At 35.1% G+C, this 25,410-nt stretch carries 26 protein-coding genes and 1 riboswitch; of the genes, 17 read left to right on the top strand and 9 right to left on the bottom strand.

The genetic code is table 11. From position 1 onward, the window contains the following. Window positions 1-17 precede the first annotated feature (17 nt). From ACH6CY_RS02510 to ACH6CY_RS02490, 5 genes are all read right to left on the bottom strand, one after another. Window positions 18-1,043, bottom strand: coding sequence for a LacI family DNA-binding transcriptional regulator (locus ACH6CY_RS02510; RefSeq protein WP_374065655.1), 1,026 nt, complete (start codon window positions 1,041-1,043; stop codon window positions 18-20). A 126-nt stretch (window positions 1,044-1,169) separates the two neighbouring features. Further along, a complete protein-coding gene (locus tag ACH6CY_RS02505; protein ID WP_374065742.1) occupies window positions 1,170-2,012 on the bottom strand; it encodes a sugar ABC transporter permease in 843 nt (280 codons plus the stop codon). Between the two features lie 5 nt (window positions 2,013-2,017). Next, window positions 2,018-3,295 (bottom strand): carbohydrate ABC transporter permease, encoded by a 1,278-nt coding sequence (locus ACH6CY_RS02500; RefSeq protein WP_374065741.1) that lies wholly within the window; start codon window positions 3,293-3,295, stop codon window positions 2,018-2,020. A 76-nt stretch (window positions 3,296-3,371) separates the two neighbouring features. Next, the gene (locus tag ACH6CY_RS02495; protein ID WP_374065654.1) at window positions 3,372-4,661 is read right to left on the bottom strand and encodes an extracellular solute-binding protein; all 1,290 of its coding nucleotides are present in this window, start codon (window positions 4,659-4,661) and stop codon (window positions 3,372-3,374) included. A 412-nt stretch (window positions 4,662-5,073) separates the two neighbouring features. After that, complete coding sequence (locus tag ACH6CY_RS02490) at window positions 5,074-5,388, bottom strand: hypothetical protein (RefSeq protein ID WP_374065653.1); 315 nt, start codon at window positions 5,386-5,388, stop codon at window positions 5,074-5,076. Between the two features lie 73 nt (window positions 5,389-5,461). Continuing rightward, window positions 5,462-5,564: riboswitch (SAM riboswitch) on the bottom strand. Between the two features lie 113 nt (window positions 5,565-5,677). Between ACH6CY_RS02490 and ACH6CY_RS02485 the strand changes: the two genes are divergently transcribed. Together ACH6CY_RS02485 and ACH6CY_RS02480 are read left to right on the top strand one after the other, a co-directional pair. After that, window positions 5,678-6,229: an NAD(P)H-dependent oxidoreductase gene (locus tag ACH6CY_RS02485; protein ID WP_374065652.1), complete on the top strand. Its 552-nt coding sequence runs from the start codon at window positions 5,678-5,680 to the stop codon at window positions 6,227-6,229. Between the two features lie 157 nt (window positions 6,230-6,386). Continuing rightward, on the top strand, window positions 6,387-7,553 hold the full coding sequence (locus ACH6CY_RS02480) for a TraB/GumN family protein (protein ID WP_374065651.1): 1,167 nt from the start codon (window positions 6,387-6,389) through the stop codon (window positions 7,551-7,553). A gap of 245 nt (window positions 7,554-7,798) precedes the next feature. Here the strand turns inward: ACH6CY_RS02480 and ACH6CY_RS02475 are convergent, their stop codons facing one another. Both ACH6CY_RS02475 and ACH6CY_RS02470 read right to left on the bottom strand, forming a co-directional pair. Further along, entirely contained in the window at window positions 7,799-7,972 is a 174-nt protein-coding gene (locus ACH6CY_RS02475) for a hypothetical protein (RefSeq protein ID WP_374065650.1), read from the bottom strand. Further along, window positions 7,969-8,850, bottom strand: coding sequence for a LysR family transcriptional regulator (locus ACH6CY_RS02470; protein WP_374065649.1), 882 nt, complete (start codon window positions 8,848-8,850; stop codon window positions 7,969-7,971). Before ACH6CY_RS02470 ends, ACH6CY_RS02475 begins: the two co-directional genes overlap by 4 nt. A 114-nt stretch (window positions 8,851-8,964) precedes the next feature. Here ACH6CY_RS02470 and ACH6CY_RS02465 point away from each other — a divergent pair, with 114 nt between their 5' ends. The 8 genes from ACH6CY_RS02465 (at window position 8,965) to ACH6CY_RS02430 (ending at window position 14,798) form a co-directional block, all read left to right on the top strand. After that, window positions 8,965-9,975, top strand: coding sequence for a YeiH family protein (locus tag ACH6CY_RS02465; protein WP_374065648.1), 1,011 nt, complete (start codon window positions 8,965-8,967; stop codon window positions 9,973-9,975). 269 nt (window positions 9,976-10,244) lie between these two features. Continuing rightward, window positions 10,245-11,714 (top strand): cryptochrome/photolyase family protein, encoded by a 1,470-nt coding sequence (locus ACH6CY_RS02460; RefSeq protein ID WP_374065647.1) that lies wholly within the window; start codon window positions 10,245-10,247, stop codon window positions 11,712-11,714. A gap of 717 nt (window positions 11,715-12,431) precedes the next feature. Continuing rightward, a complete protein-coding gene (locus tag ACH6CY_RS02455) occupies window positions 12,432-12,629 on the top strand; it encodes a helix-turn-helix transcriptional regulator (RefSeq protein ID WP_374065646.1) in 198 nt (65 codons plus the stop codon). Beyond that, window positions 12,629-13,084, top strand: a complete 456-nt coding sequence (locus ACH6CY_RS02450; RefSeq protein WP_374065645.1) for a DUF3278 domain-containing protein — start codon at window positions 12,629-12,631, stop codon at window positions 13,082-13,084. Before ACH6CY_RS02455 ends, ACH6CY_RS02450 begins: the two co-directional genes overlap by 1 nt. Window positions 13,085-13,431: 347 nt before the next feature. Beyond that, a complete protein-coding gene (locus tag ACH6CY_RS02445; RefSeq protein WP_374065644.1) occupies window positions 13,432-13,872 on the top strand; it encodes an NUDIX domain-containing protein in 441 nt (146 codons plus the stop codon). 86 nt (window positions 13,873-13,958) lie between these two features. Then, complete coding sequence (locus ACH6CY_RS02440; RefSeq protein WP_374065643.1) at window positions 13,959-14,159, top strand: hypothetical protein; 201 nt, start codon at window positions 13,959-13,961, stop codon at window positions 14,157-14,159. Between the two features lie 96 nt (window positions 14,160-14,255). Then, the gene (locus ACH6CY_RS02435; RefSeq protein ID WP_374065740.1) at window positions 14,256-14,537 is read left to right on the top strand and encodes a CPBP family intramembrane glutamic endopeptidase; all 282 of its coding nucleotides are present in this window, start codon (window positions 14,256-14,258) and stop codon (window positions 14,535-14,537) included. Window positions 14,538-14,675: 138 nt separating this feature from the next. Beyond that, the gene (locus ACH6CY_RS02430; protein ID WP_374065642.1) at window positions 14,676-14,798 is read left to right on the top strand and encodes a hypothetical protein; all 123 of its coding nucleotides are present in this window, start codon (window positions 14,676-14,678) and stop codon (window positions 14,796-14,798) included. Here the strand turns inward: ACH6CY_RS02430 and ACH6CY_RS02425 are convergent. Next, window positions 14,795-16,306 (bottom strand): aminotransferase class V-fold PLP-dependent enzyme, encoded by a 1,512-nt coding sequence (locus tag ACH6CY_RS02425; protein ID WP_374065641.1) that lies wholly within the window; start codon window positions 16,304-16,306, stop codon window positions 14,795-14,797. The two genes, ACH6CY_RS02430 and ACH6CY_RS02425, sit on opposite strands and share 4 nt — an antisense overlap. 91 nt (window positions 16,307-16,397) lie before the next feature. Further along, a complete protein-coding gene (locus tag ACH6CY_RS02420) occupies window positions 16,398-16,874 on the bottom strand; it encodes a DsrE/DsrF/DrsH-like family protein (protein ID WP_374065640.1) in 477 nt (158 codons plus the stop codon). 173 nt (window positions 16,875-17,047) lie between these two features. Between ACH6CY_RS02420 and ACH6CY_RS02415 the strand changes: the two genes are divergently transcribed. From ACH6CY_RS02415 to ACH6CY_RS02385, 7 genes are all read left to right on the top strand, one after another. Continuing rightward, window positions 17,048-17,653, top strand: coding sequence for a YpjP family protein (locus tag ACH6CY_RS02415; protein ID WP_374065639.1), 606 nt, complete (start codon window positions 17,048-17,050; stop codon window positions 17,651-17,653). Between the two features lie 893 nt (window positions 17,654-18,546). After that, the gene (locus ACH6CY_RS02410; protein ID WP_374065638.1) at window positions 18,547-19,572 is read left to right on the top strand and encodes an EmtA family 23S rRNA (guanine(2470)) methyltransferase; all 1,026 of its coding nucleotides are present in this window, start codon (window positions 18,547-18,549) and stop codon (window positions 19,570-19,572) included. Between the two features lie 179 nt (window positions 19,573-19,751). Continuing rightward, window positions 19,752-20,093: a hypothetical protein gene (locus ACH6CY_RS02405; protein ID WP_374065637.1), complete on the top strand. Its 342-nt coding sequence runs from the start codon at window positions 19,752-19,754 to the stop codon at window positions 20,091-20,093. 251 nt (window positions 20,094-20,344) lie between these two features. Continuing rightward, entirely contained in the window at window positions 20,345-21,781 is a 1,437-nt protein-coding gene (treP, locus tag ACH6CY_RS02400; protein ID WP_374065636.1) for a PTS system trehalose-specific EIIBC component, read from the top strand. Window positions 21,782-21,852: 71 nt separating this feature from the next. Further along, window positions 21,853-23,541, top strand: a complete 1,689-nt coding sequence (treC, locus tag ACH6CY_RS02395; protein ID WP_374065635.1) for an alpha,alpha-phosphotrehalase — start codon at window positions 21,853-21,855, stop codon at window positions 23,539-23,541. A gap of 22 nt (window positions 23,542-23,563) precedes the next feature. After that, window positions 23,564-24,277, top strand: a complete 714-nt coding sequence (gene treR, locus ACH6CY_RS02390; RefSeq protein ID WP_374065634.1) for a trehalose operon repressor — start codon at window positions 23,564-23,566, stop codon at window positions 24,275-24,277. A 711-nt stretch (window positions 24,278-24,988) separates the two neighbouring features. Continuing rightward, window positions 24,989-25,402 carry a NusG domain II-containing protein gene (locus ACH6CY_RS02385; protein WP_374065633.1) on the top strand — a complete coding sequence of 138 codons (414 nt, stop codon included), beginning with the start codon at window positions 24,989-24,991 and terminating at the stop codon, window positions 25,400-25,402. The last annotated feature ends 8 nt before the right edge of the window (window positions 25,403-25,410 follow it).

Raw genomic sequence — 25,410 nt, 5'->3', positions numbered from 1 at the left:
CCTTGACTTTTCTATAATCATTCAGAAACATCTTTTGTTGAATTTCGATAAATAATTGTATGTGGTATGATGATTCGTTTTGCGGGTTCATCTTTGTTTGTAACCTTTTCGATTAAACATTTGGCGGCTTGAACACCGAGCATAAATATTTGAATGTCCACAGTTGTAAGCGATGGTCTTGTAATTTCAGATAAATATAAATTGTTGAAGCTGGTAATGGAGATATCTTCGGGACAAGCTATTCCAAGTTCTTCTAGCATGTTTATAACCCCTAGGCTCATAATGTCATCAGCAATAACGAGTGCGGTAGGGGGTGCTTCTAACGAGAATAATCTTTCTACAGCTTTTCTTCCACCTGATTTTAAGAACTCTGCATGAACAACATAGTCTGGTTGTGTAGTTAAATTTGCATCCTTTATGGCTCGTTGATAGCCATGAAGACGATCAACGGTGACAACAAGGTCTTTAGAACCGCCAATAAACGCAATGTGTTGATGCCCTAGCTCGATCAAGTGATTGGTCACATCTGCGCTTGCCGCAAAATTATCGTTATCGACATATGTGATTTTACTCTCGTTCTCATAGGGTTTTCCAACGACAACAAAAGGAAAAGTTTCCTCTAGTAAAAAGTCCATGATAGGGTCTGATACTCGAGAATATAATAGGATGATACCATCAACCCAATTGCCATAAACCATGCGCTTAACCTCTTCAAAAAGTTGTGCTGCATCTCCGCCTGTTGATACATATAATGAGTACTCTGTTTCATGTGCGAATGTCCCGACTCCTCTTAATACTTCGGGAAAGAAAGGATTTTGTAGAGCGGTTTCAGCAGATGTTGGCATGATTACTCCAATTGCTTTTGTTGATCGTACTGCTAAATTTCTTGCATTGACATTTGGGTGATAGCCTAATTCCTTCATTGCTTTTCGCACCCGCTTTTTCGTATCTGTACTAATGCGTGGGCTGTCTGCAATTACTCGCGAAACAGTAGAAGGTGCTACATTTGCTTTTTTTGCTACATCTTTAATGGTAACTGCCATATACATTCCATCCTCTGAAAAATTAATCTTTCTTTATTCATCCATATTATAAACGAACGTTAACGCTTTGAAAACAAACAAGTAATCCAAACAACAGGATAATCGTTGCTTGGATTACTTACTCGATTATCCTTTTGTTGCTCCTGCTGTTAAACCGCCAATTAAATAGCGTTGTAACAGTAAGAATACTAGTGCGATCGGAACGGCGATTAGAATCGCGCCAGCAGAAAAACGGGTAAAGTTAGTTGAAAATTGATCATTAATAAAATTATATAACCCCAAGGCTAATGTATATTTTTCTGGACTTGTTAATACAATGCGTGGCAATAAGAAATCCATGAAGGGAGCCATAAAATTAAATAATGCAACAACTGCTAAAATTGGTTTCGCGAGCGGAAGCATAACAGACCAAAAAATTCGTAAATGTCCAGCTCCATCGATCTTTGCGGCTTCATCTAATTCTCTAGGGATCGTATCAAAGTACCCTTTTACTAACCAAGCGTTAAAAGGAATTTGCCCGCCTAGATATATCAACGTTAAGCCGACTAAAGAATCAGTTAAACCAATGGTGGTTAATAAAATATACAAGGCAACCATTCCCATTAGTGCTGGAAACATTTGAAGTAATAAAAACATGTATAAGCCATACTTTCGTCCGATAAATTTGTATCTTGAAAATACATAAGCGATTAATGAAGTGATGACAACGGAACCTAGAGAATTAGCGATTGCAACCCCTAAACTGTTTTTATACCATATTAAATAATCGCTATTAGGACTGGTGAATAACCATTTGTAATGCTCAAGTGTAGGGTTTTCGGGAATGAGTTGCGTTACTAGCATATTTGTACCTGGGTTTATGCTCATCATAACAGTCCATATTAAAGGGTAACCGATTAGTATAAACATGATAATTAGAAATAAGTAGATGAACGCTACTTCCGCTTTTGATTTTGTTTTACGATTAATAGTCATTAGTAACGCCCCTCCTCTTTAAATGAAGCTGTTTTTCTAAATTGGAAAAATGCGAATCCCATTACAATGACTCCCATGATAATCGTTATAGCTGCAGCCATGTTGTAGTTGTTCGTTTCAAAGGTTAGTTTGTATACCCATGAAATTAAAATATCAGTACCTCCTGCGTTTTGCCCGCGGACTGCTGGTAGACCTTCGTTAAATAAGTAGATAATATTAAAGTTATTAAAATTCTGTGCATACTGCATAATGAGCAGTGGTGCAGTTGCGAACAAGATGTGAGGTAGTGTAATAAAGCGAAACTTTTGCATTCTTGTCCCACCATCTACATCTGCGGCCTCATACATGTCAGACGGAACGCTTTGTAAAACACCGGTGAAGAGTGCAAAAACAAATGGAAAGCCTAACCATGTTTGGATCATAATTAATGCGATTTTCGCCCAAAATGGATCAGATAACCAGGGGATCATCAAATTAAACTGACTAAGAATATCTCGATTGATTGCGCCAAAAGTAGGGTTAAATAATGCTGAAAATATTAAAATGGATACGAATGCTGGCACGGCCCAAGGCAAGATTAATACAGTTCGGATGGTCCGTTTAAATTTAATCCGTTTATCATTTACAAGTAAAGCTAAAAAAAGTCCAAGTACAATTTGTAATGTCGTTGCAACTACTGTCCAAACAATGGTCCATGTGAATACGTTTAAGAAAGTATCTTGCCAAATATCAATATTGATTAAGTTAATAAAGTTGTCAAATCCTACCCAATCCAATAGCTTTCTTGGTGGTGCGTTATACTGGTTATAATTTGTGAATGCTAATGCAACCATAAATAACAAAGGTAGAACAACAATAAAAAGTAACATTGCTAATCCAGGTAATATCATGAAATAAGGGAAACCGTTATTGTAAAAATCTCGTACGCCTTGTAATAGTGAAGGGTTTGGTTTTCCTTTCTCGATCGCAATCGCATCTTTGCGTGCATCACATAAATTATAAAAGTATATTGCAATGCCAAATGCTAAAATGATTAAAGAAATAAACCCTTGAATCAATAATTGAATAGAATGGTGTTCTCTTGGGATAGTTCCAAGAGTGAAAAGTCCCCAAATACCGATATCAATATAATTCCAAGTTGTTATTAAAAAAGAGACGGTAACCACTAATAGTAGTATCCCTTTCATATAACGCTTGTTATATAATTGACCTAATCCTGGAATGACAGATAGTAACGTAGCTCTGTTTCGTCGTTGACTAAGATTGATTTTTTTCAGCGAAGCCACTTTATTTCCTCCCTTAATACAAGTGCTATATGGGGAGGGGCGCTTCCCATATAGCAGTATCTAATATTTATTCTGTAGCTCCAGATGCCTCTATGTTATCTGAAATCGTTTGAACGGCTTCGTCTAGCACATCTTCAACAGGTTCCCCTTTAGAAATAAATGAGAGTGCGTTATTAATAGGGTCCCAAATCTGTTGCATTGCAGGAACGCCAGGCATTGGCTCGCCGTAAGTTGCTTGTTCTGCGAATGCAGAATAGATTGGATCATCTGCTATTGCTGGATCATCGATAGAATCTACACGAGCAGGCATTTCGCCAGCAACATCATAGTAAAGCATTGCGTTTTCTTTATTAGTGATATAAGACATGAAATCTTGTGCCCACTCTTTGTTATTTGAGTAATATGATAATAAATAAGCTTTTACACCTACGAATGATTTTGGATGCTCGCCATTATCTAATGTCGGGAGTGGGGTTGCTTGTAAATCATCTCCAAGTGCATCATGATATTCTCTTACCATCCAAGGACCGTTAATAACAGCGGCGACTTTTCCTTCTTTAAATAATCCGTTCATAATATCGGGAGTTAAATCTTGAGGGATGTAATCGTTATCAAACCAAGACTGCATTAATTTACCACCCTCTACAGCACCATCATTGTTTAAACCGATATCGCTAATGTCGTACGCACCATCATTGTTAGCGAATACATATGCCCCGTTACCAGAGAAAAACGGATATGTGAAATAGAAATTTGCTGCTTCCATTAAGAAACCATATGCATCATTGCTAGTATTTGTTTTTTCTTCGGCAATGGTCATTAAATCGTCCATTGTTTCTGGTGCGCTATCAACCAATGCTTGGTTATAGAATAGTGAGTATGTTTCGGTTACTGCAGGATAACCCCATGTTTCACCGTCATTTGTTACAGCGCTTATCGCTGCATCTGTGTATTCTGCTGCTTTATCATTTAAATTAACTGGATCAATTAGCCCGCGTAGAACTAAGTCACCAATTCTATCATGGGGTTGGAAGATGATATCTGGTCCGTTTCCTGCGGGTCCTTCAACATCCAATTTTTCAATTTGATCAAGCATATTAATTGGAATCGCTTCAATTTCAATGTCAGTTTCTTCTGTGTATTTTTCGGCGATTTGTCCTACAGCTTCTTCCTGCTTTTCTTCTGCGTTTACCCAGATGGTTAATTTTTCTGGTTTTTCTGGCATTTCCACAGCTTTTTCTTTTCCTTCGTCATTACCGTCACCAGTATTTTTTGAACCTGTTTCTTCTGGACCGCAGCCTACTAGTGTGCCTGCTAAAAAAAATATTCCTACGAAAGATAAAAACCATTTCTTCATAACACATAAGCCTCCTTGTAATGATAATATAGGTTTTAATGAAAACGGTTGCGCATGTTTCTTGTGAATTATTATAACTTGCCTAAAAGAATTTTACAATACTAAATACAAATAAAATGTTGGTTTTTTAATAAATATAACGCTTACAAAATAAAACGAATAATTATATACTTATGATAGACGTTATGATCAAGTTCTAATTAAGTATATTTTTTTAATAAATATACTTAATTAGTGCAATCGATTGTTCGAATTTATAGTAGGAATGAATGTATATGCTTCATACATCTGTTTATCATCGTGCTGTATCTCCGTTTGTTTATAATTATCAAATAAAGACACAATGAGGTATTGCTTTGTTATGTCCCAATGCGTAGTTGTCTTATCTTATGATAGGCAAATAACAACACCGTTATATGATTGGGAATCCTTGGTGTAGCAATTGGTTGCAAATATAATGTTCTAGTGCGTGTTGCTGTTTTTGCTTTAATTGCAACACTTTCTTCTCTGTTAATTTTAACTTGAAGCATCGGTAAGAGTCGTCTTTAATTGCTAATTGATAGGTTTTATTTTCGTTTGTTTTTTCAAAGTGGAAGGTATATCCTTCTTCATAATTAACTAATAGCTTTGAAACTACAGTGATTACTTCTGCGAAAAAAAGTTTGTGTTGATCTGTTCTTTGTTTGTTAACCAAATAGATCACTCCTGTTAAATTTAAATGCAACATATATTAAAAAGTGATAAACGAAAAACCCCTCTTCATCAAATGATGAAAGAGGGGTTACTTATATAACCGTTATGATTCATCATCCAAAGCATTTGCTTTGCTGGTTGGGGCACCTTGCTAATTGTAGGTTGCCGTGGAGTCCTAGAGCCAGTTCTCTCGTCCACTCTTTATAAATATATGTTGTTAGCCTAATTATAACATATATTTATCATTATTTCCTAAAAATCAAATTAATATTTCAATTTTTAAGACATATACTCTGTAAAGATGAGAGGAGGCGTTTGAAAAAGTGAAACAAGTTTTATTAATAAACGGCCACCAATGGTATGCACATAGTCAAGGGAAGCTTAATCAAACAATGTTTGAAGCCATCCACAAACAATTAGAAAAAGAATATAATGTTGCAACAACAGTTGTTAATCAAGGGTTCGAGGTAGAAGAAGAAAGAGAGAAATATTTATCTGCTGATATAGTCATCTACCAGACCCCAATTTTTTGGTTTAGTTTACCTGGAAAGTTCAAAAGTTACTTTGATCAAGTATTAAAACGCGGTGTTTTTTATGCAAAGGGAGAAAGGTATGGAAGAGGTGGTCTGTTAACAGGGAAGAAATATATGATTTCCACAACATGGGGCGCACCATTAGAAGAGTTTGGAACAAAAGATGGTTTTTTTAATGGTAAAACAGTGGAAGATGTTCTTTTTCCCATCCATTGTATGCACCGTTATATGGATATGGAGCAACTAGAAAGCTTTTCTGTACACAATATCTTTAAAGATTTACAGGTCGATAAGTATGTAAAAGATGTTAAACAACATTTAAAAAAAGCGCTGAAAGAATAATGAGAGAAAAATTAAAAGTAAATAAATCATATAATCGGCGAACGAAATTCATGTTAAGTGATCGTTCGCTAGTTTTTTTCTAAATTTATGTGCAATAATATACTTTATGATAAAATAATTTATATGTGCATGTATTTTATAAAAGGAAGGTAAGTTCATGTCGGAAGAAAATATAACAAGAATAGAACAAGATGGAAAAGAGTTTATCTTGATAGGGACTGCGCATGTGTCAAAAACAAGTGCAGAACAAGTAAAAGAAGTTATTGGGAATGAGCAACCAGATACGGTATGTGTTGAATTAGATAAGCAACGTTATCAGTCTATTATAAATGGTGATCAGTGGAAAGACATGGACATTTTTAAAGTGATTAAAGAGAAAAAAGCCTCCCTGTTATTGATGAATCTTGCTGTTTCATCTTTTCAGAAACGTATGGCAAAGCAATTTGGTATAGAGGCAGGACAAGAAATGATTCAAGGTATCACGTCTGCGAAAGAAAATAATGCACAGTTAGTATTAGCTGACCGTAATATTCAAATTACTTTTGCAAGAATTTGGGGTGGCGTAGGTTTTAAAGGGAAAATGATGCTTTTAGCCCAAATTTTGGCAGGTATTTTCACGAAAGAAACAATAACAGAAGAAGATTTAGAAAAAATGAAAAGTCAGGACTCTATTCAATCGATTCTGAGTGAATTTACTGAGTCATTTCCTCGATTGAAAAAACCATTAATAGACGAACGGGATCAATATTTAGCTCAAAAAATTAAACAAGCTCCTGGTGGAAAAATTGTTGCTGTGTTAGGTGCTGCGCATGTACCTGGTATAACAAAAGAGATTAAAAAAGAGCATGACTTAAAAGCTTTAACATCTGTACCACCAAAATCTAAAGTGCCTAAAATCATTGGTTGGTCGATACCGATTTTGATTATTGCACTGATCGCGTTTACTTTTCTAAATAACCCAGCTGCAGGTTGGCAACAAATGCTGAGCTGGTTATTGTGGAATGGTACATTCTCGGCATTAGGCGTAGCAATTGGATTGGGTCATCCATTAGCAATTGTTACTGCATTTGTAGCTGCTCCAATTACATCCTTAAATCCATTAATTGCAGCTGGTTGGTTTGCTGGTTTTGTACAAGCCTTTGTCAAAAGACCACATGTTTCTGATTTTGAAAACTTATCAGAAGATGTTTTCACTGTAAAAGGGTTTTGGAGGAATAAAGTTACTCGTGTGTTGTTAATTATCGTCCTAGCTAATCTTGGTAGTACATTAGGAACGATTATTGCGGGGACGGATGTTGTACGGTTATTTATCAATAATATATAAGAAGTAAAATCTCCACATCACATAATGGTGTGGAGATTTTCTGAAAACAAAGGTGTGACGTGAAAATTGAACAGTAAAAGACTGTTTTGATCGGTTTGATATTTTTATCGACCATTTGATTGAGAAAATAATGTATGAATGCCCGATAAATCGAATTAATCAGCCATTCACACACAAAAATAAAGTACGAATGGCTGAAATATATCTATTTTGACATTATAAGCCATGCGACGAAGCGTCATTTCCTATTTTACAACGACATTATATTTGGAAGCGCCGTATGTATAACCTAAAAGTAAAAAGCGGTTATTTTCTGGATAAGCTGCTTGTATTTCTGTTTCCGCTATATTTCTGCTTGGATACTCGTACATAAAAATAAACCAATATGATGCATCAGTAAATGTTCTAATTGCCCTCAATATGCGTTACTCAGTTTTTGCAAAAAAGCCTCCACATTTTTCTTTTCTTTCATAATAGGTGACACGATATATGAGAAAGTTCGTGTTAATTGCTTATTATTGATTGGTAGGATCACCAAGTTTCCTTCCAACACTTCCCGCTCAATGACACTTTTTGAAAGTAAAGAGACTCCTTTTCCCTGCATCAATGTCTCTTTAATTCCCTGATTACTGTTGATCGTTAGAAATGCTGTTGCTTTCAATCCTTCTTTACGAATGACATGATAAAGATACTCCCTTGTCCCAGATCCTTTCTCGCGGGTAATCCAAAACTGATTATCTAATGCTCTTATTGACAGCTTTTCTTTTTTAGCCAAAGCGTGGTCGGCAGAAGCAACGAAATAAAGCTGATCCTCCATGAACGGATATACTTCAATGTCCTTTTCATTCGTTTGTCCTTCAATTAGCCCGATATCTACTTGAAACAGCTTAACGGATCGAACAATTTCTTCTGTGTTTCCGATAATGGCTTCTAAAGTGAGATTTGGGTAAGCCTCTTGTAACTCAATTAGCAGGGAGGGTAGAATGTACTCCCCAATAGTAAAGCTAGCTCCGATTGTTAGCGATCCAGATACTGTGTGATGATGACTCACTATTTCTTGCTTTGCATTATTGTAAATGGATAATAATTGCTTTGAACGGTGATAAAGAATCTGTCCTGTAGGTGTTAATCGAAATCCTTTGCGTGAGCGATCCAATAGTTGTGTATCAAACGTATTTTCAAGATTTTTAATATGTAAGCTAACACTCGGTTGCGATATTAATAGTTTTTCAGCGGTTTTAGTAAAGTTCCCTACTTCAACTAATGTAGTAAATGTTTGAAGTTCATTTAAGATCACCATTTGACCTCCTGTGATTAAAAAAACTAATCAATATAATTAGATATATGTATTTTACTAATATTGCATTCATGCGTAAAGTAAAGGAGAAGAATAGAATAGGGAAGTGTTTAAATGAACAAAAAAATAAATAAAGGATTTCTCCAGGGGATCGGTTTGACTTTATTGCTTGCAATCATAGCAAAATTTATTGCTCGTTTACCTTTCTTTTCAATTTTAGGTGCATTGGTAATTGCTATTTTACTCGGAGTTGTCTGGAAGGTTACAATCGGAAAAAAAGATGCATGGGAGTCTGGTATTGGATTTTCTAGTAAAAAATTATTGCGTGTCGGTATTGTTCTACTTGGTATGCGTTTGAATTTAGTTGATATTTATCAAGCTGGTAGTCATGTTTTTTTGGTTGCTGTGATTCAAGTGACCTTTGCTTTAATCGTTGTCTATAGTTTAGCTCGTTTATTTGGTGTAGAGAAAAAACTTAGCATCCTAACCGCTTGTGGTACAGCGATATGTGGTGCTGCAGCTGTTGTCGCAATTGCTCCGTATATTAAAGCAAAGGACAATGAAACAGCCATTGGTGCTTCTACAGTGGCCATATTGGGTACGATTTTCACACTTATATATACGGTGATTTATAGTGTGTTAGGCTTAAGCGCTACAGGTTATGGTGTGTTTGCGGGTGGAACATTACATGAAGTAGCACATGTTATAGCAGCTGCTGATGCAGGTGGATCCGTAGCTGTTGACATGGCAGTGATTGTGAAACTTACTAGAGTTGCGTTGTTAGTACCAGTCGCTTTAATTGTAGGCTATTTTTATAGAAAATCACAAGGTGATCAATTGGATACGAATGAAAAGGCGTTTTCCTTTTCTTCTGTTCCGTGGTTTATTTTAGGGTTTTTAGCAATGAGCGGTGTGCATACAATAGGCATTTTTTCAGAAGAAATAGCTTTGCGATTAGTTGATTTAGCTTATCTTCTTATAGGGATGGCAATGGCTGGTCTAGGATTGAATGTGGACTTGAAAACGTTCCGTAAATGGGGCGTGAAGGCGTTTGTAGCTGCGCTAATTGGCTCTATTCTTTTATCCGTTTTAGGTTTTCTCTTCGTTCGATTAATAGGTCTGTAGAAGTAGGTGTTTTAGTATGCAAATTTAAGGATATAACATAACTACCTACTAATTCGTGAGGGGATCTTGTGTCATTCTATAAGAAAAGTAGCACTACGCTCCTCGGTGCATGTGTGATAATTAGCGCTGAAATCTTCGCTCAACTTGGTCAGGCTTTTGCTTTATCTGAGGGGCGCTTCTTTTTAATATAGGTGAAACCACAACTGGTTTTAGTGTATACTCATAAACTAAGTTAAATTTGGAAAATGGGAAAGAAATGAGGTTGTTAAATGACGAATAATACAATCATTGTGTGGTTTCGAAAAGACTTACGCTTGCATGATAACCGAGCATTCACTCATGCAGCAAAAGATGGGAAGATTATACCTGTATATATTTTGTCAGAAGAAGAGGAAAAATCAATTGGTTCAGCAAGCAAATGGTGGTTACATTATAGTTTAGCACACATAACTGAGCGGTTAGCGAAATATAATATACCTCTAATTGTTAAAAAGGGTTCATATAAAAAGGTGTTAGAAAAATTAATAGATGAAACAAGTGCTTCGGGAGTCTACTTTAATAAGTGCTATGATTCTGCAAATAGAGCAGGAGAGAAAAGAGTTGTAAAGCAATTTGAAGAAGCAAATGTTGTTATAAAACAGTTTGAATCTGACCTACTCTTCACACCTGGTTCAGTTACGAATCAAAAAGGGGAACCATATAAGATTTTCACGCCATTTTGGAAGCAAGTTCGTAAACAGTATGTTGCCTTTCCTACTCATTTGCCTAAACTTATAGAATCAGGTGTACCTCGTGACTATGACATAGGGAAAATTTATGATTTGGGATTACTACCTAAACATCCTTGGACAAAAAAATTTTATACCTATTGGACGCCAGGAGAGCAACATGCTATTAACCGATGGAACACTTTTTTGGATGAAGATATTATGAGCTACGATAAAGAGCGTGATTTTCCGGCAAAAGATAGAGTTTCTCGTCTTTCCCCATATTTGGCATGGGGAGAAATTAGTCCGCGACTAATATGGCATGATATTCAAAGGAAGTTAATACAATTAGATAGTAGACAACAAGAAGAAGTGCATGGACAATTGGAAGCGTTTTTAAGGCAATTGGTTTGGCGGGATTTTGCTTATCACCAATTGGTTACTTTTCCTCATGTAGAAGACGAGCCTCTGAAGACGGAGTTCAAATATTTTGCTTGGAAAAATGATCAAGATCACTTAGATCAGTGGAAACAAGCTAAAACAGGTTATCCGATTGTTGATGCCGGAATGCGTGAATTATGGGAAACGGGCTGGATGCATAATCGAGTTAGAATGATTACAGCATCTTTTTTAATAAAGCATTTGCTAATTCATTGGAAAGAAGGTGCTAGCTGGTTCCGTGATACGTTAGTGGATCATGATCGTGCAAATAATATTATGGGGTGGCAATGGGTTGCAGGATCAGGTTATGATGCTTCGCCTTATTTCCGTATTTTTAATCCGATAACACAAGGAGACAAATTTGATCCAAATGGTCATTATGTTCGAAGATGGGTACCGGAAATCGCCGCACTTCCGACTAAATATTTATTTTCGCCTTGGACTGCGCCAAAGGAAGTGTTGGAAGAAGCGGGTGTTGAATTAGGACAGACATACCCGGAGCCGATTGTAGATCATAAAGCAAGTAGAGAACGAGCATTAGCAGTATATCAAGATATGAAACATTTCGTTAATGAATTAAAAAATAGTTAGTCTAAACATATTATATGGAAGAGAAAAGCAAATGAAGGTGTTTATACCCAATTTTGTTGCTATTCTGGTGGTAATCACTGTCAATGCGCTAGCAAATATTTTGCTGATTTATGGACAAATCACAGGTGAAATCTCAAATTAATTACTTGTTTTATTTACATCGACAGTGTTTTTAGTGTGTAGGGGCTGATCTATCTCTGTTAGTATGGTGGGGCTGTGTGTCGGCTTTCGTCTTAAAGACAGGAACTTCCATTCAATGGTCAAAAGTGATTACTAATAAAAATGTCTTATAAGATAGTCAGATAAAGACATTGTTTTTTGACAGGAGAGCCATGAATAGAAAAAATAGGGCGTTATTTATTGATGATGTTAGATTTGATCAGTGTCCAGTTTAAAGTTCTTGGGCGAAACAAATTAATTTGAAATGTTGATCGAAAAAAATAGTGTAAAATTGACGAGGTTGTTGAATAATATTAAATTTTATCTGTAGATAGTTTCTTTTAAAATGATTCCCCTTTTGTGTTTATATATACAAAGGGGGAGCTCTATTTCTCCTACTGTCTTTTCATTTAGCGTTGACTTCTCTATGGTATAAGCAAAAACACTTTCAATTGACTAATGGAATGATTTATGGAAATGTATTTGACTTTTTACTACGCTTTATGTAATGTATAAATTGCATATGCAAACTATACATTACATCGGGTAGGGTTGGAAATGAAAAATAATGTAAAAATAACTCGAATAAAAACTTCAATGACTCAAGAACAATTAGCGAGAAGAGTAGGTGTAACTAGACAGACAATTGGACTTATAGAGAAAGGAGAATATAATCCAAGTCTTCAACTCTGCGTTGCCATAGCAAAAGAACTTAATAGAACTTTAGATGAGTTATTTTGGGAGGTTGAGACATAATGAAATCTTGGTTATCGTTTTTATTACCAGTTGATGAGTATAAGGAAAAAAGAATATTGTATTTTTTTTCAGAAGGGGCAGTAATCCTTATCGTTTTTCTAGTTGGGATATTTATTAGTAACGAGTATTTGAATTTAAATATAGCATTTGTTTTATTGTTCCTCATAGCTACTTTCTTCTTTTATGTATCAGGAAGGTATATAATATCTGGTATTGAATATACGGATATTGTAACAGAGCAGGAGTATAAGAAAGAGATAAGCGCTATAGTTAATAGGACAATCATATTTGTTATTATATTTATTATGCTATATTTAATATTTGCTAATGTCCCTTCCAGTCGTAATGCATGGTTTAAATTATTAGGAACATTATCAATCGGTAGCATAGCGATGTTTTTCGCGAGCTTTATTTCTTTAAATCGTTCTTATAAAAGGAACAAGGAATTGTTATAAACGTTCTTTTATACGTGTAATGGAAAAGGTTCCTTTTTGATTGCGCGCTAAAACACAATATCTAAAGAAGAAAAAGATTCGAAAATCAGGAAATTACTTAATTAAAAGATTGGTCAATTTAAAGGTTAATAAGGTTTTGTGCTTTAGAAATAATTGTGAAACAGAAAGAAAGACAAAAACGATACATGTATAGGCTTGATAGCAATCGTGTTTGGAGAATGATATTTGGCACTATTTAAATATACTATGCTATACAAATACTTAAAGAGTTCATTTGGTTTCATCCTATATAACCGAATGAAATTGTGTCATAATAGGACTGTTTCTTTGAAGAAAGGAGTTTTGATTTGCAAAAAATTGATGATTTAAAAGCCGGAATTGCTGTAATTATTTTGAACGAAAAGAATCAGGTTTTATTGCAAAAAAGAGCTGATGTGGGCCTGTGGGGAATCCCTTCAGGCCATGTTGAAATTGGTGAAACAGTTTCTGAGGCAGTAATCAGAGAAGTGAAGGAAGAGACTAATTTAGATATCAGAATTAAAAAGCTGATTGGTGTATACTCCGATCCTGATTCACAAGTTTTTAATTATCCAAATGGTAAGTCAGTGCATTTTATAACAACTTGTTTCCTTGCTGAAATTATAAGTGGGGAACTTAAATGTAATTCAGGTGAATCACTTGAAATTAAGTTTTTTGGTCAAGACAACTTACCAGAAAATTTGTTAACAATGCACCCTCAATGGTTAGGGGATGCGCTTTCGAAAAAGGAAGCAGCATTTATTCGTTGATTATTATTTTGGTAATTCGGCATGAAACATCATCGCATTATGAATAATAGATAATATGGATGTTATAGCTGTATTTTCGAACTGCGATGAAATTTCGAGTAGTAATGAGCGTGTTAGAGAAAGTCACTAATTTATTTATGGTGGATATTGACGGTATAGATAGTATGGAGGCTAAATGGAGAAACACTAAAAAAGTGATTAAATATAATGTTCCAAGTGACTTTGTAATGGAGATGCAGTATGTGATATTAACTTATGTGATTCCTAAATTAACTGCAGAACATTAGGTTAAATTGAATAAAGAAAGCAATGGGTTCGAGGTAAGTACAAGGAGAATTTTAGAGTAAAAACAGATATGATAAAGGAATCAGGATTTCGCTGTAATCACTGAAGAAATTGTCTTTAGAGGTTTTTTATTAAGAAAACTAATGGATTTTTATAAATTCTGGATAGCAAATATAATTACCGCCTTACTCTTTGTATCGATTCATTTTCCAATTTGGTTTTATAAAGGTCTGTTTGGATTCCCATATATTCTAAGTTCTATATTAACGGTTTTTGTATTGGGGATTATATTTGGATTTGTGTATAAGAAAAGTAATTCTCTTTGGTCGGTAATTATTATTCATTCTTTGTATAACTTGTTAGTGTCATTGTTTTACTGACGGGCGCGATTGTTGAATAGCACTAATATTTTTAAAAAACTTTATTATTACATATACGAACTGTTATGCAACATTGGGCTAAAATCAAGCAACTGTATTTTCCCAATATGAGAGGGTGCTGCATTTCCCTGTGTAAAAATGCCGCATGAGACTACAGTGTTTAAACGCAGTGAGTTCTCATGCGGCATTGCAGTTGTCGTTTTCATTTCTTTATTTATTGTTAAAAAAGATCGCATGTTTTCAACAATAAATAATATTTAGAACGAGAACAATTGGTTTAAATCAACGTTAGGCTGTTCTTTTTCATCTTTGTAAATGAATGTATCTTTGCGACAGTCATAAACATAGTCTTTTTTCCATTGTTCAGCATGCTTCATTACAAGTTGAATAGCATCGATCACATGCTCTATTTCTTGATTCGACATGAATGGGTGGAACGAGATGCGCACCCATCCTGGTTTTGAGAATAGATCTCCAGCTTCAACAGATTGAACTATTTTCTTGGAAAGGCTAGAATCAATATTTAATAAATAATGGCCATATGGTCCAGCGCAGGAACAACCACCTCTTGTTTGGATACCGAATCGATCATTTAATAGCTTTACAAATAAATGGTGATGAATATCTTTTGCACAGAAGGCAATCATTCCTAAACAAGGTTGAGTGGATGGATAGCCTAAGATATCTATTCCGTTTATGTTTTCTAATGCTGGTATAAAAAAGTTTATTATTTCTTGTTTGCGATAATGCATTTCTTCTGTTCCCATTGCTTCCTTCAATTTGATTGCTAGAGCAGCACGGATAAGTTGTAAAAATCCTGGTGTACCACCATCTTCTCTGGATTCTGTATGGTTATTGTATTTATATCCTCCCCACTTATCTGTCCATAAGACAGTTCCACCTCCAGGAATATCAGGAATCTCGCTTGGTATTAATTTTTCTGACACAATTAAAATACCGCTAGATCCAGGTCCGCCAAGAAACTTATGTGGAGAAAAAAAGATTCCATCAAGCCTCTCTGATAATTCATCTGGGTGCATATCGATATCGTTGTATGGTGCAGATGCAGCAAAATCAACAAAGCAAACGCCTCCATGCTCATGCATCATTTTCGCTAATTCGTGATAATCTGTTTGTAATCCTGTTACATTTGAACATGCGGTGAAAGCACCAATTTTTGTTTTTCGTTTGGCATAGAATTGAAGTTGTTTTTTTAACTCTTCTGTATTTACCTGACCGTTCTTATCAGGTGATAGCATGATTACATCTCCGGTTGTTTCTTTCCAAGATAAATAATTAGAGTGATGTTCCATATGACTGACGAAAATAATCGGCCGGTCTGTTTCTTTTATGTTCATCTGCTGTTGTATCCCCTCTGGTGCCTTGATACCTAACAAACGCTGTAACTTATTTACTGCATCAGTCATGCCGGTGCCAGTTGCAATTAGAATATCATCTGCTCGAGCATTCACATGATTTTTTATAATATATTTAGATTGCTCATAGGCCTCGGTTGTAGTCATGCCGGTTACAGTAGATTCGGTGTGGGTATTGCCGATAAAAGGGCCGATGACGTTCATTAGTTTTAATTCAATAGGCTCATATAACCGGCCACTAGCTGTCCAGTCAGCGTAAATCATGTTTTTATGTCCATAAGGTGTCTTTATGCGTTGATTATAACCAATCGTTTGTTGGCGATAAGGTTTAAAATATTCTTCCAATTCTCCGTTAGGGTAATGGGTTTTTGTTCCGATTTTAGCTTTAAACATCCTTGTTCCACCTCTCCGATCGATCTTACTATATCATTAGCCTATGCTGGGCGAACAAAAGTGTTAGGATGAATTTCAGGTGGAGCAGCTATTAAATGAATAGCTGCATATTTGATTGCAATGCATTCTTTAAGTAAGTTTTTGCGTCAACAATTTCTAATTCGGGGATCAGTTCTTCTTGTTTAAATCCCATAATTTCAAGTGAAAGCTTACATCCGTAAAATTTTACTTGCTTTTTTTGAGCCCCTTTTAAAAAATGGATGACATGTGGTGCGTGATGGTCATCCATCATGTCGACTAATAGCTTTTTACCAAGCCCATTAAAGTTCATTTTTGACAGCGGGAGATCTTCTGCCCCTTTTGGTGAAAAGGCGCTGAACATTTTTTCGTATATCGTCTTATCTTCGTTGGAAACTTTTTCGGGATCGCGAACGAGCCATAGTCCCCAAAAAGCAAAAAACATGGTTACTTCTACATCTAGTTCCCTCGCAGCGTTTGCCAAAATCAAACCTGCCATCGCTTTGTCATATTCTCCGCTAAACATTAATAAATTCATCTTGTCTGACATTTTGTTTTGCTCCTTTCTTATTGATCTACTTGATCTTTTTAGGTTGTGTTAATTGTGGCAAAAACATGTGAAATATTTCGTTTCTATTAAAAAAGGGATAAAAATATAGATTTTTTAATACAACGTGATATTATTGTAATAAGGATAATTTTCAGAAAAAGGGAGGGGATTAGATGAAACTCTGGTTGAAGCGGTTGTTTGTTACATTTGTTTCTATTGTTACCTTAGGTTTATATGTACCACCGATGCAGTTACATACAGATGCAGAAGCTGCGAATAAGGAAATAGAGCCATCTGATGAAAACTCGAACAAACAGAGTATGTCTGTTGTATTAGATAACTATGAAGCGTCATCTATTTACGATCCCCTCATCGAACCTGCTCCAATTGATCAACTAATTGAACAAGCTAAAACACAAGCAATGACAAAGCTTGGTCCGAAAATTACAGGTCAGATTGAAGACGATTTTACAGCTACTATTTTACCAGGTATTGAATCAGTACTAGAAACGGTTTTAATGGATATTTCAGAAGATAAAATTACTTCTATTCGCATTTCCGCAGATCAAGTAGCCGGTTACGGTGAAAAAATATTTAATGTATACAATGAGCAAACAGGTGAAGATTTAATTCGTTTTCATGTGAGAAGAGATATTCGCCCACAAGAAGGATATTGGTTCAATTTTCATTATCATGTACAACAAGATAAATATGAAGCGCATCATACAATTGGCGAAATATACTGGAGTAAAGATACACCACCAAAATGGATGGCGTAGGGAAGTATAATTGAATAGTAATAAATTATTTACCCTGTAGTTACGCGTTAATGAAAAACGCTAGCTAGAGGGTATGTTTCTGCTTGGATCAAATTGTTTTAATCACCGATAATCGGGTGTGTTTACAATGAAGGTGATTAAGGGCGTGTGTTACTGTAAAAACGGCTTATCAATTAATTGAACAAGGCGATGGAAACTGAATTTTGATGGATAGTATTTAAATAAAAGAGATCATACAAGAAAATCTTGTTGTAATTTCATCTTAAATTATTATGTCAATGGTTTAATCATGATTTAGACAAATTTTAAGATTCAAAAAGTTATTTCAAGATAAAAAAACATGTGAGAAAAAGCAAAAGTGACATAAGCCACATAAGTTGTTACTAAAGAAGACGTGTACAATCAAGTTGTTATGTTTTAAAAAATATTTTGTATTCGGATTATCGTGTGGGTAATAGAAAATAATTGTATCAGTAAATTCTATATCACTTTAAACTATTGTTGGTTTAATCCGAGAGTAAACTTATACAACTTATGCCATAAATTATTGTTTTTTATAATCAGATGTTTTAAGATAATAGTAATATTAAATGGTGGAGGTATTTTAATTATGATGATGGCAGTGTTCTTGACAGTTATTCGATAATCACAAATTGAATAACAATGATACTTGAAAAAAACCTCTGGTGGATGGGGTTAATTGTCATGTGATTTTCAAGTATTAGCAGTCAATGAACTTAATCATCATAATGCCGTTAAATATGCTGTTTGCACACACGTCTAAAAACAGTTTATAAATAAAGTTGACAAGAGGTCGTGATGAATCTTAAGAATGGTTCATTCACGGCTTTTTTGTGTTCTTAAACGGCGTTCAAAAAATTGGAGGCGTTAGTATGACTCTTTATTTTGCGAGCGTATTATCTGGATTAGAATACGTTTTATCAAATGAAATTAACAACAAAGTGAGTGATTCTGAAATAATTCAAATAAATAGAGGGAAAGTTTTCTTTACCATAGCTGAGTCTTTTACATGCTTAAGTACTTTAAGGTCGGCAGATAATTTATTTCAAGTAATTGATCAATTTCAAATTGGTCCACATAAAAAACACCTATCTCAGGTAAGTGATCGAATATCCCAGTTGGATTTGGATTTTATTGATCATAAAGATTTATATTGGGTAAATGCAAGCCGTAAAGGAAAACAAACCTATAGTCGTTTTGAAGTAGCAAAAAAAGCAATGGAGGGCATTAAAAAGCGATACGCTGAATGGAACATTGGAACTTCTCAAAATCATCAGGTAGAATTCAGGCTCGACATTGAACATCATAATGTGATTTTTTCACTTCGACTTACAAATGCGATGTTTCGTTTTCGCAATCAGAATCGACGGTTCTCTCGTGCATCATTACTTCCTACTGTGGCTCATGCGATGGTGTGGTTGTCAGATCCTAAATGGACAGATATTTTCGTAGACCCTTGTTGTGGTTCAGGCACAATTTTGTCTGAACGAGCCACATACCCTGCAAATCAGATAGTTGGTGGAGATATATCTGACCCAGTCACAAAAATAGCAAAAAATAATCTTGATGATTCCATGGCGGAAGTTAATGTTTGGGATGCAAAGAAATTGCCTTTTGCTACCGGTTATGTCGATAAAATTGTAACTAATCTTCCATTTGGTAGACAAATTTCCCCCGACGAGGATTTAGAATTGTTCAATCACCATATTATGAATGAAGTATGTAGAGTCTTGAATCCGAACGGGAGAGCCGTTATTTTGTCTGAGAGTGTCAATCAATTGTTTTGGGAAGCAAAACGATTAGGGCTTTTTTGTCTGAAATCTTACTCTCTGAGTTTGAAGGGCGTGAATCCTACCTTGTTTGTGTTTGAAAAACAAGGTGAGCATAGAAGGGAGTAGCAATTTAAGAGAAAAATTCATTCAAAGTAGAAATAGATGCTATGAATGGGTCTATGAGGAAATCTGTGGTGCTGACTTTTCCACACTATTTTCCTATTACCTAAAATATTTTGTTTTAACATTTGAAAAATGGGTATAGTAAAGATGAATATAATGACAAACTAAAAGGGTGAGGAAAAATGTATAGAAGATTACAAGCTTATTTTAGAACAGAAAATGATGCGGAAGACGTCCGTGCGAAATTAAATAAGTTAAATGTGAAAAATGTCCAAGTTGATACACTGGGAACAGACTATGACTCTACATTTACCGCCCCTCTAATCGCAAGGATAGGCACTACGCCTAATACAGCTGGTATGCCCGCATATCCGTTTAAGGTAATGGATGATGAGACGTTAGATAACAGTAACCAAGGTCGCAATGTCTCATTAGAGTGTGAAGTGCATGAAGAAGACTTTAATGAAGCTTTAAAAACTTTACATGAAAATGATGGTTATGTTGACAAGGAAATGTTTAAGTAAAGGAAAAGTGATTTAACTAAGCTTAGAAAATGGACGATATATAATTAATGGCACGCTTCGATTATGGAGCGTGCTTTTTATTTGAGGTATTAAATACATCATGATTTTGTAAATTAACAGAAAAATTATTATTGACGATCTTGTATATACAAGATATAATGAAAACGCAAACATAACATGTATATACAAGTTTGGTTTTATTTTAAGTTTTGAGTAAAAAGAATGTTTTTAAATAAGAGAGGGGAATGAAAATGTCTAAGTATACATCTGATGCTGAGAAATTACTACAGCACATTGGTGGAAGTGAGAATATTTCTGTTGTTACACATTGCGCAACAAGAATGCGCTTTGTATTAAATGATTCTAAACAAGCGTCCAAAGACAAGATTGAGGAAATGGATATTGTGAAAGGTACATTTACTAATGCAGGTCAATTTCAAGTAATTATCGGTAATGATGTTGCTAGTTTTTATCAAGTATTTACCCAAATTGCTGGAGTAAATGATACTTCAAAAGAGGATGCAAAAGTTGCTGCAAAACAGAATATGAATGTAATTCAACGAATGATCTCTCATTTGGCTGAAATATTTACGCCTCTAATACCCGCTTTAGTGGTTGGTGGTCTAGTTTTAGGGTTTCGTAATGTGATTGGTTCGATTCCTGAATTTGGGGCAAATGGTGATCAAACATTAATTGAATTGTCTCAATTCTGGTCAGGGACACATGCTTTCCTTTGGTTAATCGGTGAAGCTATCTTTCATTTTCTGCCTGTAGGAATTGTTTGGTCGATTACACGTAAAATGGGAACAAGTCAAATTCTAGGCATTGTCCTTGGTATTACGTTAGTATCCCCACAGCTATTAAATGCTTATGGAGTAGCTGGAGCAGAAGAAATTCCGTTTTGGGATTTTGGTTTTGCGACGGTAGATATGATCGGTTATCAAGCACAAGTTATTCCTGCCATTTTAGCTGGTTTTGTTTTAGCTTATTTGGAACTTGGCTTAAGAAAAATTATCCCAAGCGTTGTATCTATGATTTTTGTTCCGTTTTTTGCATTAATTCCAGCGGTACTGATTGCGCATGTTGTTCTAGGGCCGATTGGTTGGGAAATTGGTTCTTGGATTTCTGACGTGGTTTATGGTGGTTTAACCTCTGCTTTCGGATGGCTATTTGCGGCAGTGTTTGGCCTTGCCTATGCACCACTGGTCATTACAGGATTACATCATATGACAAATGCGATTGATTTACAATTAATGAGTGAATTTGACGGTACTAATTTATGGCCAATGATTGCCTTATCAAATATGGCACAGGGCTCAGCAGTATTAGCTATGATTATTATTAATCGCAGAGATGATAAAGAAAAGCAAGTTTCTATACCGGCTGCAATATCTTGTTATTTAGGTGTAACGGAGCCAGCGATGTTCGGGATTAATTTAAAATATGGATTTCCATTCTTGGCAGCTATGATTGGATCAATGCTTGCAGCGGTTATTTCAGTTGGAAGCGGTGTGATGGCTAATTCTATTGGAGTAGGTGGTATACCTGGGTTTTTATCTATACAGGCACAGGATTGGACAATGTTCTTTGTTTCAATGACTGTAGCGATTGTTGTTCCTATTGTACTAACCATGCTATTCTCTAAAATGAAAATGGGACAAAATGCATTCAAACGCTTAGGGAAATAAAACATAATAAACGTGATTAGCAACCATATGCTTATGGTTGCTAATCTGTCATCTATAGGAAGGTGAATGTAATGAGACAACCTTGGTGGAAAAAAGCAGTTGTATATCAAATATATCCAAAGAGCTTTAATGATACAACAGGCAATGGAATTGGTGATTTGCAAGGGATTATAGAGAAATTAGATTATTTGCAACAATTAGGTGTAGATGTGCTATGGCTGACGCCGATTTATCAATCCCCGCAACATGATAATGGATACGACATTAGTGATTATTATACAATTTTCAATGCATATGGCACAATGGATGATTTCGAACAATTATTAATGGAAGTACATCAACGTAACATGAAATTAATTATGGATATTGTTGTGAATCACACATCTATCGAGCATGAATGGTTTAAAGAAGCTAAATTATCTAAAGATAATCCTTATCGTAATTTTTACATTTGGAAAGATGGAAAAAATGGACAAGCACCAACGAACTGGAAATCTAAATTTGGTGGTTCTGCCTGGCAATATGACGCAATATCTGATCAATATTATTTACATTTATTCGATAAAACCCAAGCTGATTTAAATTGGGAAAATGAAAAAGTAAGAGATGCGCTCTATGAGATGATGGATTTTTGGCTTGAAAAAGGTGTAGATGGATTTCGTTTAGATGTAATTAACTTACTTTCAAAAGATCAAGATTTCCCTGATGACGATGGATCAATTTCTCCAGGAGATGGACGTAAGTTTTATACGGATGGGCCGAAGATTCATACTTTTCTACATGACATGAACAAACGCGTTTTTCGAAAGTATGACATGATGACAGTTGGAGAAATGTCATCCACTTCAATTGAAAATTGTATTAAATATACTTGCCCAGATAGAGAAGAACTTGATATGACATTCAATTTTCATCATTTAAAAGTAGATTATCCAAATGGGGAGAAATGGACAAATGCACCATTTAATTTTCATCAATTAAAGCAAATTTTATCGGAATGGCAGGTTAAGATGTATCAAGGCGGTGGGTGGAACGCTTTATTCTGGTGTAATCATGATCAGCCTCGTGTTGTGTCTCGATTTGGTAATGATGCAATCTATCATGAAGAATCAGCTAAAATGCTTGCGACCACCATTCATATGATGCAGGGTACTCCTTATATATACCAAGGGGAGGAATTCGGTATGACGAATCCGGGATTTGATCAAATAGAAGACTATCGTGATGTGGAAACGTTAAATATGTATCAAATAAAATTAGAAGAGGGAGTGTCTAAGCAGCAAATTATGGACATCCTTAAACAAAAATCCCGTGATAATTCTCGTACACCTGTTCAATGGAATAACAAAAAAAATGCAGGGTTTTCACCATCTGATCACCCTTGGATTCCTGTTGCGGCGAATTATTGTACAATCAATGCAGAAGCAGCTTTAAAAGATGCTAATTCTATCTTTTATCACTATCAAAAGTTGATTAGACTTAGAAAAACTTATGATGTAATAACAAATGGCGATTATCAGTTGATTTTACCTGACCACCATGCTATTTTTGCTTATATACGAAACAATGGAAATGAAAAAATAGTAGTGTTGAATAATTTTTATGAAGGTGAAGCTAACTATGTCTTGCCCGATAGCATGGAGTTAGACAAATGGGATACGTCTATTCTACTTTCTAACTATAAAGATTCCAATTCATTAGAACAAAAAAAAGGAAAGCTTCGTCCATATGAGTCAATTGTCTACTATTTAAAGAAGTAACTTAGATGGGGACGTGGAGGGAATGAGCAATAAATATTTTGTCATTTATCAAGAAATTGCAAAGCAAATAGAGGAAGGAAGATGGAAATCCGAACAGTTACTCCCATCTGAAAATGAGTTAAAAGACACGTATCAAACATCCAGGGAAACGATTCGGAAAGCATTAAACTTGTTGTCTCAAAATGGCTACATTCAAAAAGTGCGAGGAAAGGGATCTGTCGTTATTCCGCGTAATAAATACGACTTTCCTGTGTCGGGCTTAGTAAGCTTCAAGGAATTAGCCGATAAAATGGGAAGTAAACCAAAGACAACTGTCGAAAAACTTTCTTTAGTGACATCAACAAACTTTATTAAACAACAATTACAATTATCATCAAACCAAGCTATTTGGGAAGTTATTCGTGTGCGGGAGCTAGAAGAAAATAAAGTCATCCTTGACAAGGACTTTTTTATCAAAGATTATGTGCCGCATTTAACAGAGGAAATTTGTTCCGACTCGATTTATGCTTATTTAGAAGGTGAGCTAGGTTTAACGATTAGTTTTGCGAAGAAAGAGATAACGATAGATGAGCCCACAAAAGAAGATCGAGAATTACTAGACTTAGAAGGGTTTCATACTATTGTAGTGATTAAGAACTATGTTTATTTAGATGATGCAAGCCTGTTTCAATATACAGAATCAAGACATAGACCAGATCGCTTTCGTTTTGTTGACTTTGCTAGAAGACATCATTGAAATATGTATAATATTATCATTAGTTTGTTTTTTCTATCCGCTACTATAATGGCTTTATTACTAAATCAGACCCATGTTAATAATACAGTGGTAGCTCAAGTTGGAGAGTGAATAATAAAAATGAAAGATGTTGAAATTGATGAGGTAAACATTTTTATCAACTAGTTGGTTAAAGGATTGATTTACTTTACTCACCTTTTTTACTGTTGTGTCTAAACAAGTGTCTGTGAGATTTACAAAAAGAATAACTAGAAGTAATCAAGGTGTTATCAAATGACGAAGGACAGAAGTTAAGGTAAAGGCGTCACAGGCGCAGTTAAATGGCATATTATGAGAGGTATACTTAAAGCATAAACACACCAGTGTAAAAGAGCAACAAAAAGTAAAACAAATCATTCCTATTTCCGCTTATCTAAGAAAACTAACTCATCTATTGATTGGAGCAAAATATGGTTCGATCAATTTGTATACCGTTCATTCCAGTACAAGAGGCGTCTTGTTAAAAGCCTTTCGTTAACTAAATGTAGTGGAGAGCAAGTAACTGTGTGGTAATATTTTACGGTTTAACTGTAAATACAATGTACTATCTAATGCGGTTCCTGCGTCATTTGAAAAACTTGATACATGCTTACAAGTACGAAGGTATTCAATAATAGAATAGAAAATGTTAAAATGATGCTAGGACAAACGAAGATAGTGGGGTATGTAATGATGCGGAAAGTATTACGTGTGCTTAAACCATTTGATATTGTAATTATTGCTTTGTTAATTACTATTTCCTTTATTCCGCTTACTGTATTTTCTATGACGCAATCAACAGCGGCTGGTGACGAAGTAGTAGCGGTGATTATTCAAGATGGAGAAGTTATTCGTGAAATTACGTTAACAGGTCATGAAAAGAATGAACAATTTATTATAAAAGGTAGAGGTGACCAGTACAATTTAATGGAAGTCGATAATGAGCAAATTCGAATAAAAGAAGATAATAGCCCTGACCAAGTTGGGGTGAAAATGGGTTGGAAAGGTCAACCTGGAGAAACCATCATTTGTTTGCCTCATAAGTTACTAATAGAAATTCAAGCAAAGAATAGTGAAAATGTGGAAGAAGAGATTATTTCTTATTAAAAGATAAA

It is taken from the genome of Paraliobacillus sp. JSM ZJ581, assembly GCF_044383835.1.
In the GTDB taxonomy this organism is placed as follows: Bacteria; Bacillota; Bacilli; order Bacillales; family Amphibacillaceae; genus Paraliobacillus.
The sequence above is the reverse complement of the archived record's forward strand: the minus strand, read 5'-3'. Positions and strand labels throughout refer to the sequence as shown.